The sequence below is a fragment of the Streptomyces iconiensis genome, assembly GCF_028657195.3.
GTDB classification, from domain to species: Bacteria; Actinomycetota; Actinomycetes; order Streptomycetales; family Streptomycetaceae; genus Streptomyces; species Streptomyces iconiensis.
Map to the genome: position 1 here is coordinate 1 of NZ_JANCPR020000095.1, position 10,680 is coordinate 10,680.

The following is a 10,680-nucleotide window of genomic DNA, read 5'->3' on the forward strand; positions in this document are numbered from 1 at the left end:
GTGCGCGCACAGCAGAGGAAGCCGGGCGGGGTGACGTCACTGGCAGACGCTCGGCGTCACCCGCTCTCCCGGACTCAGGAGTAGAAGATGACCATGCTGCCGGGGCCGTCGGCCTCGCAGTGGTCGATGGTGACGTGGTGCCCCACCGCCATGTCCAGCTCCTGCTGGGTCTGGGCGGTGTGGCAGTCCGTCTGGTAGTTGCCCTGCGTTTCCATGGTCTGGAGGCCGGCGGCCTGCGCGGCTCCGGCGGCGATGCCGGAAAAGGCCAGGAGGCCGGCGGCGGCGACTGCGGTGCGCTTGAACTTGCGCATGTCTGTACTCCTTTGGTGCATGTGCATGTGCGTACACGCTCGACGGCGTGCGGATCCACTCTCCGGGAACGTGGCGGCAGCAACCGCACCACCGGCCCGGCTCCGCAGCCGGTCGGGGGCGTCGACCGGGGTGGACATGCTGTGTGTGCCGAGGGTTCCCTCGGCACGTGACACCCCATCACTGCGAATCCCTCTCATTCAAGAGAGCAAACTCTCTTGTTACAGGAACCTGACAGCCACCTCCATGCCCGGAAGCCCGATCCCCCTTGTTTCCCTATGCTTTGGGGGGCTGTTTCAGGCTCTTCCGGGTCGGAAAGCGGCTGCGCGCACATCGGTGACCGTGAGACCGCCAAGGTCGTCGTGCCAGGTGGGTACTCGCCGGGCGAGCCTCTCGATCGTGTGGCTGATCAGCGGCCCGGCGGCGTTGAGACGCTCTCGGTGCAGGCGGGCTGCTGGGGCAGAGGGGAAGAGACGCGCGAGACGGGTGTGGGCGAAGCGGACCCGGTGCCGGTGGGGTGCGGAGTCAGCCGGCCTCTCGGCCGCGTGGTCTCGGTCCGGTCCGAGGGGTGGAGGGGCGCGAGGTCCACCCCTCATCTCCGCCGCGACGGCGGGACGCGGGACGGTGGTGTTCGGCGGTGCCGGTCGGGCTCGGCCGTCCCGCGTTGGGTGGCGGGCAGGGGGCGTGCGCCTTCACCTGGTTGCGGTCCGGAACCGGAACCGGAGCCGGGCCGGGCCGGAGGGGGCGCGGGGTCACCCCGCCCTCTTCGTCGGGACCCGCACGCAGAGGGGGCACATGGCGAGGGGCCTTGCGGCTAGCACGCGCGGCTAGCAGGGGCGTTTGCGGAGTTCCGTCACATAGTCGTGCGGGGCGCCGGCGGACTCCGCGGCGTCGGCGATGTCGCCGAGGTAGCGCGCCGAGGGGAGCCCGCCCTCGTAACCGTTGAGGACGTAGCACCAGGCGGCCTCCTCCCCGTCGAGGGTGTGGACGCGCACGCGCATACGCCGGTAGATGTCGAGCCCCACGCCCTCCCAGCGGTCCATGGAGTCCTCGTCCATGGGCGCGATGTCGTACAGCGCGACGAAGATCTGCGCCTTCGCGGCCGGCGCGGCCTCGACCACAGTGGCCAGCGCGCCGTCCCAGCCCATGTGCTCGCCGCCGAAGGTGAGCCGCCAGTCGGTGATCCAGCCGGTGCCGCGCAGTGGGGAGTGCGGTGCGCGGCGTGCCATGAGCCGCGCGTCGAGGTTGCCGGCGTACGCGGCGTAGAGCGACATGCGGACGAGGGTACGGGAGTGAGTCCTCCCGTTCAGCGGCTCAGTGCCCTCAGCCCCGGGTGGGCGACCGGTCGCACCTACGCCGCGCCAGCGCACGCCCTGGTTGCCCAGCGGCCATCCGTGGGCGCGTCCCGGCGGACCACGCATGCGCACAGGCGGGCCGCCGGGGCGCACCGCACCCCGGCGAGTGCCCCGTTGAGGTGTGCGGGAGAATGGAGTATGTGACTCGGATCGTGATCATCGGCGGCGGACCTGGCGGATACGAGGCTGCGCTGGTCGCGGCGCAGCTGGGTGCGGAGGTGACGGTCGTCGACTGCGACGGCCTCGGCGGCGCCTCGGTACTGACCGACTGCGTACCGTCCAAGACGCTCATCGCCACGGCCGAGGTGATGACCAACTTCGACTCCTCCTACGAGGAGCTGGGAATCCGCGTCGAGGACACCACCCACGACCCCGACGACCCGGCCCGTGTGGTCGGCGTCGATCTCGGCAAGGTCAACCGGAGGGTGAAGCGGCTCGCCCTCGCCCAGTCCCACGACATCGCCGCCTCCGTCACCCGCGCGGGCGTCCGCGTGCTGCGCGGCAGGGCCAGGCTGGAACCCGGGCAGGCGTCCGACGGGTCACGCGATGTGACGGTAACGGCGGCGGATTCCAGCCAGGAGCGGCTCACCGCCGACGCGGTGCTCGTCGCGACCGGCGGCCACCCCCGCGAGATCCCGGACGCGCTGCCCGACGGTGAGCGGATCCTCAACTGGACGCAGGTGTACGACCTGGAGGAGCTGCCCGAGGAACTGATCGTGGTGGGCTCCGGCGTGACGGGCGCCGAGTTCGCCGGCGCCTACCAGGCGCTCGGTTCGCAGGTCACGCTCGTCTCCTCGCGCGACCGTGTGCTGCCGGGCGAGGACCCGGACGCGGCTGCCGTGCTGGAGGACGTCTTCCGGCGCCGCGGCATGAACGTCATAAGCCGCTCACGCGCCCAGTCGGCCAAGAGGGTGGGCGACCGGGTCGAGGTCACGCTGCAGGACGGCCGTACGATCACGGGCTCGCACTGTCTCGTCGCGGTCGGCGCCGTGCCGAACACCGCCGACATGGGCCTGGAGGAGGCCGGGGTCCGGCTGAAGGACTCGGGCCACATCCAGACGGACAAGGTCTCGCGCACCTCGGCGCCCGGCGTGTACGCGGCGGGCGACTGCACCGGCGTCTTCGCGCTGGCCTCGGTCGCCGCGATGCAGGGTCGTATCGCGATGTACCACTTCCTGGGCGACGCGGTCACCCCGCTCAACCTCCGTACCGTCTCCGCGAACGTGTTCACGGACCCGGAGATCGCCACGGTCGGCTACAGCCAGGCGGACGTGGACAAGGGCGTCATCGACGCACGCGTCGTGAAGCTGCCGCTGCTGCGCAACCCGCGCGCCAAGATGCAGGGCATCAGGGACGGCTTCGTGAAGCTGTTCTGCCGACCCGGTACGGGCATCGTCGTCGGTGGTGTGGTCGTGGCGCCGCGTGCGAGTGAGCTGATCCATCCCATCGCGATCGCTGTGGACAACAATCTGACCGTCGAGCAGATCGCCAACGCCTTCACGGTGTATCCGTCGCTCACGGGATCGATCGCGGAAGTGGCACGGCAGTTGCACACACGGAAGACCACCGAGCTGCACTGAGGCCCCTATACCACGCTGAGGGTCCCCGTACGAACAACTTCTGTTAATCGGCGCAAACCGCTGAAAGCAGACGGTCATTGGCGTTACTGTCAGTTTCGTGTTCGCTGCGGAACGTCGTCAATTGATCCTTGAAATGGTGCGAGCTAACGGGGCCGTCTCGCTCCGTGAGCTGGCCCGCGTCGTCCAGACCTCCGAAGTGACCGTGCGTCGCGATGTACGCGCACTGGAGGCAGAAGGACTGCTCGACCGCCGACACGGCGGTGCCGTGCTCCCGGGTGGCTTCACCCGGGAGTCCGGATTCCCCCAGAAATCCCATCTAGCGACCGCGGAGAAGACGGCCATCGCCGATCTCGCCGCTGGCCTCGTCACCGAGGGCGAGGCCGTCGTCGTCGGCGCCGGTACGACGACGCAGGAACTGGCCAGACGGCTCGCGAGGGTTCCCGGTCTGACCGTTGTCACCAACTCCCTCCTGGTGGCACAGGCGTTGGCGCACGCCAACCGCGTCGAGGTCGTGATGACCGGGGGCACCCTGCGCGGCTCCAACTACGCGCTGGTCGGCAGCGGAGCCGAGCAGTCCCTCCAGGGGCTGCGCGTCTCCCGCGCCTTCCTCTCCGGCAGCGGCCTCACCGCTGAACGGGGTCTGTCCACGTCCAACATGCTCTCCGCGAGCGTCGACCGGGCACTGGTGCAGGCGGCGGCCGAGGTCGTGGTGCTCGCCGACCACACCAAGCTCGGCACCGACACCATGTTCCAGACCGTACCGACCGACATCATCACGCGCCTGGTGACCGATGAGCCGTCGGCGCACGACGACCGTGCGGAGACGGAGTTGCAGGCGCTCGCCGACCGCGGTGTGCAGATCACCGTGGCCGGTGGGAGCAGCGCGAATGAGGCTCCCCCCGAAGCGGGGCGCCCTCCTGAGCGGGGGCGCCGGGACGTTCCCATGCCGGCGCCCCGGAGAAACCCCCCACCGGGCTCCGGTGGCTCCGGTGCTCCGCCCCCGACCCAACTCCGCGCGTCCGGTGCCTCCCCCATGGACGGCCCCAAACCCCACCGCGTAGCCGACCTGGCCCCCCGCCGCCGCTGACCCCCCTCCCGGGGAGGTTCCCGACAACCACGCGTACCCCCACGAACGTGGGGGCACCCGTGCCGCAGTCCGGCTGCCCCGGCTGTCCCGGCTGTTGCGCCGTCCGGCTGTTCCCGACGTTCGGCCGGTCGGCTGTGCCGCAGTCCGGCTGCCCGACTGCCCCCTGTGCCCGCTGTTCAGTCGTCCGCTGTTCCTTGTGCCGCGGCTCATCCCCTTTTCCCGCCGCGACGGCGGGAAGCGGGACGACATGACTCGGCGGTGCCGAACCCACCGGTGATTCGGGTGAGTTCGGCACCGCCGATTACGTGTGTCCGGGGTGTGCGCCGTTGCGGCGGAAAGAGGGATGCCGAGGGGCGGGTCCGTTAGTCCTTGATCTCGCAGATGACGGCGCCGGAGGACACGGAGGCGCCGATCTCGGCGTGCAGGTCTTTGACCGTGCCGGTGCGGTGCGCGTTGAGCGGCTGTTCCATCTTCATCGCTTCGAGGACGACGACGAGTTCGCCCTCCTCGACGTGCTGGCCCTCCTCGACGGCGACCTTGACGATGGTGCCCTGCATCGGGGAGGCGAGCGCGTCGCCTGAGACCGCGGAGCCGGACTTCTTCGTGGCCTTGCGGCGCGGCTTGCGTGCGCCGCCCTCGACGGCGGCGCGTGCCAGCGGCATGCCGAGTGAGGACGGGAGGGAGACTTCAAGGCGCTTGCCGCCGACCTCGACCACGACCGTCTCGCGTGAGCCGTTCTCGGTGTCGTCGTCGGTGTCCGCGTCGGCGGGAGCCGCGTACGGCTTGATCTCGTTGACGAACTCGGTCTCGATCCACCGGGTGTGGATGTCGAACGGGTCGTTGGTGAAGGCGGGGTCGCGGACGACGGCCTGGTGGAAGGGGATGGCCGTGGCCATGCCGTCGACCGTGAACTCGTCCAGCGCCCGTGCGGCCCGCTGGAGGGCCTGTTCGCGGGTGGCGCCGCTGATGATGAGCTTGGCGAGCAGGGAGTCCCAGGCGGGGCCGATGACCGAGCCGGACTCGACGCCCGCGTCCAGGCGTACGCCGGGTCCCGTGGGCGGTGCGAAGGTGGTGACGGTGCCGGGCGCGGGGAGGAAGTTGCGGCCGGGGTCCTCGCCGTTGATGCGGAACTCGAAGGAGTGCCCGCGCAGCGGCGGGTCGTCGTAGCCGAGTTCCTCGCCGTCGGCGATCCGGAACATCTCGCGTACGAGGTCGATGCCCGTGACCTCCTCGGTCACCGGGTGCTCGACCTGGAGACGGGTGTTGACCTCCAGGAAGGAGATCGTTCCGTCCTGGCCGACGAGGAATTCACAGGTGCCGGCGCCCCGGTAGCCGGCCTCCTTGAGGATGGCCTTGGAGGCTTGGTAGAGCTGCGCGTTCTGCTCCTCGGAGAGGAACGGCGCGGGGGCCTCCTCGACCAGCTTCTGGTGGCGGCGCTGGAGCGAGCAGTCGCGGGTGGAGACGACGACCACGTTGCCGTGCGCGTCGGCCAGGCACTGGGTCTCCACGTGCCGCGGGCGGTCCAGGTAGCGCTCGACGAAGCACTCGCCGCGGCCGAAGGCGGCGACGGCCTCGCGGACGGCCGAGTCGTACAGCTCGGGGACCTCTTCGAGGGTGCGGGCGACCTTCAGGCCGCGTCCGCCACCGCCGAACGCCGCCTTGATGGCGATGGGCAGGCCGTGTTCCTCGGCGAAGGTGACGACCTCGTCGGCGCCGGAGACCGGGTCCTTGGTGCCCGCGACGAGCGGGGCGCCGGCGCGCTGGGCGATGTGCCGGGCGGCGACCTTGTCGCCCAGGTCGCGGATGGCCTGCGGGGGCGGGCCGATCCAGGTGAGCCCGGCGTCCATGACGGCCTGCGCGAACTCCGCGTTCTCCGACAGGAATCCGTATCCGGGGTGGATGGCGTCGGCGCCGGAGTCGGCGGCGGCCTTCAACACCTTGGTGACGTCGAGGTAGCTGGCCGCGGGGGTGTCACCGCCCAGCGCGTACGCCTCATCGGCCACCCGGACATGCAGTGCGTCCCGGTCCGGCTCCGCGTAGACAGCGACACTCGCGATCCCCGCGTCCCGGCACGCACGGGCCACACGGACAGCGATCTCGCCGCGATTGGCGATGAGCACCTTGCGCACGATGACTCCCTCCTTGAAACAAGCTGAGTTTAGGTACTGGCGACACCTCAGGCCGAGCCGCCAAGGGGGGTGAGCTTGCCCACACGGAGTGTCACCCGTGGGTCGCGCGCGTGTGTTCTCCCCTCGTCATCCCACGGTACGCCGGGTTTCCCGGGCTGCTGGCCGTCCTCACGGTGTGGTCTAGCTCTCTGTACCGGTGCCAGCGAAGAGACCTCACATCTTTGTGGGATCCCTACGACACAGTGGGCGAAATTTTGCCTTCGGCCCTCCCTCTTGCCCCCGCCTGTACCCGTGAGTAGCGTGCGCCCTGCCGAAAACACGTACTGGGAGTAACCCCGGTTCCCGTCAAGTGACGGCGCACGCGCGCTCCTTGACCGGGCTGACGGGTGGAGCGACGCGAGCGGAAGTAGGTGGGCGGGGTGGGGCGCAGGCGAACGGTGGCGACCGTTGCGGCGTTGGTACTGACCCTGGAAGCGGTCGTACTCGTACTGATCAATCTCTTCCTGGGCAAGGTCGTCAGCGAACAGGAGATGTCCCTCGCCGGTATCGACCCGCGCGCGATGACCGCTTCCACGTGGGTGGGCGCGGTCGTGGTCGGTGCCTATGTGTGCGGATGCGCGGTGATCCTCGGCCGTACGGCGATACGGGACGTGCCGCCGCGTGGCTTCCTGCGGATCGTGCTCATCAGCTGCGCCGTCGTGCACGGGCTGCTGGGCGCGTTCTCCATCGGCCTGGTCGGCTGGACGGCCTTCCTCGTGCTCATGGCCGTCCTCGCCCTCATCGTGTGGTCCCTGACCTGGTATCCCGTTCCGCCTGAGCGTGCGCGGACCCCGGCCGAGGAACTGAGCCCTTCGGGGGCTTGAGTCCTCCGCCCCCATAGGGGCCCGGGGCGGCGTGTGTCAGGTCCACAGGTCGGTGATGGCGATTCCCAACTCGTCCAGCAGGTCCCGCAGCGTGGGCAGTGAGATGCCGATGACGTTGCCGTGGTCGCCCTCGATGCCGCGCAGGAACGGTGCAGAACGCCCGTCGAGGGTGAAGGCGCCCGCCACGTGCAGGGGTTCGCCGCTGGCGACATAGGCGGCGACCTCGGCGTCGGACGGCTCCCCGAAGTGGACGGTCGTGGACGTGGTGGACGAGGCCCGCGCGCCGCTCGGGGTGTCGATGACGCAGTGTCCGGTCTGGAGGACGCCTGAGCGCCCCCGCATGGACTTCCACCGTGCGGTGGCCTCCTCCGCGTCGGCCGGCTTGCCCAGGGCGATGCCGTCCAGTTCGAGCACGGAGTCGCAGCCGATGACGAGCGCTCCCGCTGCCTCGTCGCGGGCCGCGACGGCTGTGGCCTTGGCCTCGGCCAGTACGCGGGCGAGTTCGGCCGGCCTGGGGGCTGTGATCGCCCCCTCGTCCACGCCACTGACGATGACCTCGGGCGACAGCCCTGCCTGGCGGAGCAGTCCGAGGCGTGCGGGGGAGGCCGAGGCGAGGACGAGGCGCTGAGAAGTCATGCCGACCATCGTAGGGACGCGGCGTGACGCGGCACGCGTCGCCGCCCTCGCGGACCGTGTACCGGGTTCCCTCGCGGTGGCGTGCGGGTTCGCTTGTGCGTGCCCTGTGTCGCGGGTGCGGGGCGGGGGTGCCCCGTGCGGTGATGTGTGCCTCGGGTGCGCTTGCGTGGTGCGTCGGTTCAGGCGGTGAAGTGCGACAGCAGGAGCAGCATCACAATGGCGGTCACGACGGCCAGCACCCAGCCCAGACGCTCCAACTTCGCCTGGACCGTGCGGAGTTCCTCGGGGGGTTCGTCGCGCGGGTCCGACCACAGCATGCGCTCGATGGTGGAACGCGGCGACCCGCGCGCGCCTGAGTACGCGTACTCAAACGCACGGGGTCACCGCGGGTAACGCAGCGGGAAGGCCGTGCGTTCCGGCCATCACGGCCGGAACGGGGCGCGTGCCTTGAGGCGCCTTGAGGCGTCTTCGGGCACCTTCGGGTGCCTACGCCTTCAGGTGCGGGCCGGTCCCGTCAGCCGGGCCAGAACGTGGTGCGCCACGCGCCGGGCCCGGGAGTCGGGAGCGCGCGCGGGACCCTACGGGACGGGTCCGACCAGGCGCTGGGCGTCCGCCGTGCGGGCCCTTCGGTGCCCGCGGCAGCCGCCCGCACCCTGACAACCGCCAGAGCGGCGGCCAGCTCCTCCGGAGTCGGATTGCCCCGTACGACCCTGATGGGTGGTTCCTGGGCCGGTGGGGGAGGTGTGGGGGACGAGGGGGATGAGGGGGGCGAACTCATGGCGGTCTGAGCCTCCTCAGAGCGGGATGTTGCCGTGCTTCTTCGGCGGGAGCTGTTCGCGCTTGGAGTGCAGTGTGCGCAGACCGCGCGTGATGTGGCGGCGCGTCTCGGAGGGCCGGATCACCGCGTCCACGTAACCGCGCTCGGCGGCGGCGTACGGGTTGAGCAGCGCGTCCTCGTACTCCTGGGTGAGGCGGGCGCGCAGCTCCTCCATCTCCGCCGGGGTGCTGGTGGTCGAGAGCGCCTTGCGGTGCAGGATGTTCACCGCGCCCTGGGCGCCCATGACGGCGATCTGCGCCGTTGGCCAGGCGAAGTTGAGGTCGGCGCCGAGGTGCTTGGAGCCCATCACGTCGTACGCGCCGCCGAACGCCTTGCGGGTGATGACGGTGATGAGGGGGACCGTGGCCTCCGCGTACGCGTAGATCAGCTTGGCGCCGCGGCGGATGATGCCGTCGTACTCCTGGTCCGTGCCCGGCAGGAAGCCGGGCACGTCCACGAAGGTGATGACGGGAACGTTGAAGGCGTCGCAGGTGCGGACGAAGCGTGCGGCCTTTTCACTCGCGTCGATGTTCAGGCAACCGGCGAACTGCAGCGGCTGGTTGGCGACGACGCCGACGGACTGGCCCTCGATGCGGCCGAACCCGGTGACGATGTTCGGCGCGAACAGCGCCTGTGTCTCCAGGAACTCGCCGTCGTCCAGGACATGTTCGATCACGGTGTGCATGTCGTAGGGCTGGTTGGCCGAGTCCGGGATCAGCGCGTCCAGCTCGCGGTCCTCGTCCGAGGTCTCCAGGTCCGCCTCCTCGGGGTAGACGGGTGCCTCGGAGAGGTTGTTGGACGGGAGGTAGGAGAGGAGCGCCTTGACGTAGTCGATGGCGTCCTTCTCGTCGCCCGCCATGTGGTGCGCGACGCCGGAGGTGGTGTTGTGCGTACGGGCGCCGCCCAGCTCCTCGAAGCCGACGTCTTCGCCGGTGACGGTCTTGATGACGTCGGGGCCCGTGATGAACATGTGGGAGGTCTGGTCGACCATCACCGTGAAGTCGGTGATGGCCGGGGAGTAGACGGCGCCGCCCGCGCAGGGGCCCAGTACGAGGGAGATCTGCGGGATCACGCCGGAGGCGTGCGTGTTGCGGCGGAAGATCTCCGCGAAGAGACCGAGGGCCGCGACGCCCTCCTGGATACGGGCGCCGCCGCCGTCGTTGATGCCGATGACCGGGCAGCCGGTCTTGAGCGCGAAGTCCATCACCTTGACGATCTTCTCGCCGTAGACCTCGCCCAGCGCCCCACCGAAGATGGTGAAGTCCTGGGAGAAGAGGGCCACCGGGCGGCCGTCGACCGTGCCGTAGCCGGTGACCACGCCGTCGCCGTACGGGCGGTTCTTCTCCAGGCCGAAGCTGGTCGAGCGGTGGCGTGCGAATTCGTCCAGCTCTGTGAACGAGCCCTCGTCGAGCAGTAGCTCGACGCGTTCGCGGGCGGTCAGTTTGCCCTTCGCGTGCTGTTTCTCCACTGCGCGCTCCGAACCCGCGTGTACGGCTGCCGCCGTACGGCGCTCGAAGTCCGCGAGCTTGCCTGCGGTGGTGTGGATGTCGTCAGGGCTGGGCTCGGGCTCGGGCATCGGCTTGGAGCTCCTCACACTTTGCGGGGTGGGGTGGTTGCTGCCGTCTTCTTGCTACCGGGTCGTAGGTTATCGGCGGTGGGGGCGTGTGTGCGTGCGGCGTTGGCCACACTTGGCGTGTGGCCAACGGTGTGTGCGCCTCGCACTGTGTGCGTGCCCGCACCGTTGTGTGTGCCTCGTGCCTTGTGTGTCCTCGCGTTTTGTGTGCCCTGTGCCCCCCTGTTGTGGTTCCTGTGATTTGAAGCCAGTTTCCGTTCCTAATGGGGGCTTCGCCCCCTGGCCCCCGTTGGCCTCGCCGGCCGGGCGTCGGGGGGCTCCGCCCCCCAAC

10 protein-coding genes are annotated in these 10,680 nt (G+C 70.0%); 3 read left to right on the plus strand and 7 right to left on the minus strand.

Translation table 11 applies throughout. The features are described from left to right. Nucleotides 1-74 precede the first annotated feature (74 nt). Complete coding sequence (locus NMN56_RS42470; RefSeq protein ID WP_274047150.1) at nt 75-311, minus strand: hypothetical protein; 237 nt, start codon at nt 309-311, stop codon at nt 75-77. A gap of 825 nt (nt 312-1,136) precedes the next feature. Next, on the minus strand, nt 1,137-1,583 hold the full coding sequence (locus NMN56_RS42475) for a gamma-glutamylcyclotransferase family protein (protein WP_274047149.1): 447 nt from the start codon (nt 1,581-1,583) through the stop codon (nt 1,137-1,139). A 212-nt stretch (nt 1,584-1,795) separates the two neighbouring features. Between NMN56_RS42475 and NMN56_RS42480 the strand changes: the two genes are divergently transcribed. Together NMN56_RS42480 and NMN56_RS42485 are read left to right on the plus strand one after the other, a co-directional pair. Beyond that, nucleotides 1,796-3,244, plus strand: a complete 1,449-nt coding sequence (locus NMN56_RS42480) for an NAD(P)H-quinone dehydrogenase (protein WP_274047148.1) — start codon at nt 1,796-1,798, stop codon at nt 3,242-3,244. Nucleotides 3,245-3,377: 133 nt separating this feature from the next. After that, entirely contained in the window at nt 3,378-4,331 is a 954-nt protein-coding gene (locus NMN56_RS42485) for a DeoR/GlpR family DNA-binding transcription regulator (RefSeq protein ID WP_430542853.1), read from the plus strand. Nucleotides 4,332-4,693: 362 nt separating this feature from the next. Here NMN56_RS42485 and NMN56_RS42490 read toward each other — a convergent pair whose 3' ends face one another. Further along, nucleotides 4,694-6,460 carry an acetyl/propionyl/methylcrotonyl-CoA carboxylase subunit alpha gene (locus NMN56_RS42490; RefSeq protein ID WP_274047146.1) on the minus strand — a complete coding sequence of 589 codons (1,767 nt, stop codon included), beginning with the start codon at nt 6,458-6,460 and terminating at the stop codon, nt 4,694-4,696. Between the two features lie 419 nt (nt 6,461-6,879). Between NMN56_RS42490 and NMN56_RS42495 the strand changes: the two genes are divergently transcribed. After that, the gene (locus NMN56_RS42495) at nt 6,880-7,323 is read left to right on the plus strand and encodes a hypothetical protein (protein WP_274047144.1); all 444 of its coding nucleotides are present in this window, start codon (nt 6,880-6,882) and stop codon (nt 7,321-7,323) included. Nucleotides 7,324-7,359: 36 nt separating this feature from the next. Here NMN56_RS42495 and NMN56_RS42500 read toward each other — a convergent pair whose 3' ends face one another. The 4 genes from NMN56_RS42500 to NMN56_RS42515 all read right to left on the minus strand — a co-directional run bounded on the left by NMN56_RS42500 (nt 7,360) and on the right by NMN56_RS42515 (nt 10,352). Next, the gene (locus NMN56_RS42500) at nt 7,360-7,968 is read right to left on the minus strand and encodes a Maf family protein (protein WP_274047142.1); all 609 of its coding nucleotides are present in this window, start codon (nt 7,966-7,968) and stop codon (nt 7,360-7,362) included. A gap of 170 nt (nt 7,969-8,138) precedes the next feature. Continuing rightward, nucleotides 8,139-8,276, minus strand: coding sequence for a morphogenic membrane protein MmpB (gene mmpB, locus NMN56_RS42505; protein WP_274047140.1), 138 nt, complete (start codon nt 8,274-8,276; stop codon nt 8,139-8,141). 197 nt (nt 8,277-8,473) lie between these two features. Continuing rightward, nucleotides 8,474-8,737 carry an acyl-CoA carboxylase subunit epsilon gene (locus tag NMN56_RS42510; RefSeq protein WP_274047138.1) on the minus strand — a complete coding sequence of 88 codons (264 nt, stop codon included), beginning with the start codon at nt 8,735-8,737 and terminating at the stop codon, nt 8,474-8,476. Between the two features lie 16 nt (nt 8,738-8,753). Beyond that, the gene (locus NMN56_RS42515; protein WP_274047136.1) at nt 8,754-10,352 is read right to left on the minus strand and encodes an acyl-CoA carboxylase subunit beta; all 1,599 of its coding nucleotides are present in this window, start codon (nt 10,350-10,352) and stop codon (nt 8,754-8,756) included. Nucleotides 10,353-10,680 lie beyond the last annotated feature (328 nt).

Excerpts from the sequence above, each read along its gene's own strand:
- NMN56_RS42470 (WP_274047150.1), bottom strand. The coding sequence starts at position 311 with ATGCGCAAGTTCAAGCGCACCGCAGTCGCCGCCGCCGGCCTCCTGGCC.
- NMN56_RS42475 (WP_274047149.1), bottom strand. The coding sequence starts at position 1,583 with ATGTCGCTCTACGCCGCGTACGCCGGCAACCTCGACGCGCGGCTCATG.
- NMN56_RS42480 (WP_274047148.1), top strand. The coding sequence starts at position 1,796 with ATGGAGTATGTGACTCGGATCGTGATCATCGGCGGCGGACCTGGCGGA.
- NMN56_RS42485 (WP_430542853.1), top strand. The coding sequence starts at position 3,378 with ATGGTGCGAGCTAACGGGGCCGTCTCGCTCCGTGAGCTGGCCCGCGTC.
- NMN56_RS42500 (WP_274047142.1), bottom strand. The coding sequence starts at position 7,968 with ATGGTCGGCATGACTTCTCAGCGCCTCGTCCTCGCCTCGGCCTCCCCC.
- mmpB (WP_274047140.1), bottom strand. The coding sequence starts at position 8,276 with ATGCTGTGGTCGGACCCGCGCGACGAACCCCCCGAGGAACTCCGCACG.
- NMN56_RS42510 (WP_274047138.1), bottom strand. The coding sequence starts at position 8,737 with ATGAGTTCGCCCCCCTCATCCCCCTCGTCCCCCACACCTCCCCCACCG.
- NMN56_RS42515 (WP_274047136.1), bottom strand. The coding sequence starts at position 10,352 with ATGCCCGAGCCCGAGCCCAGCCCTGACGACATCCACACCACCGCAGGC.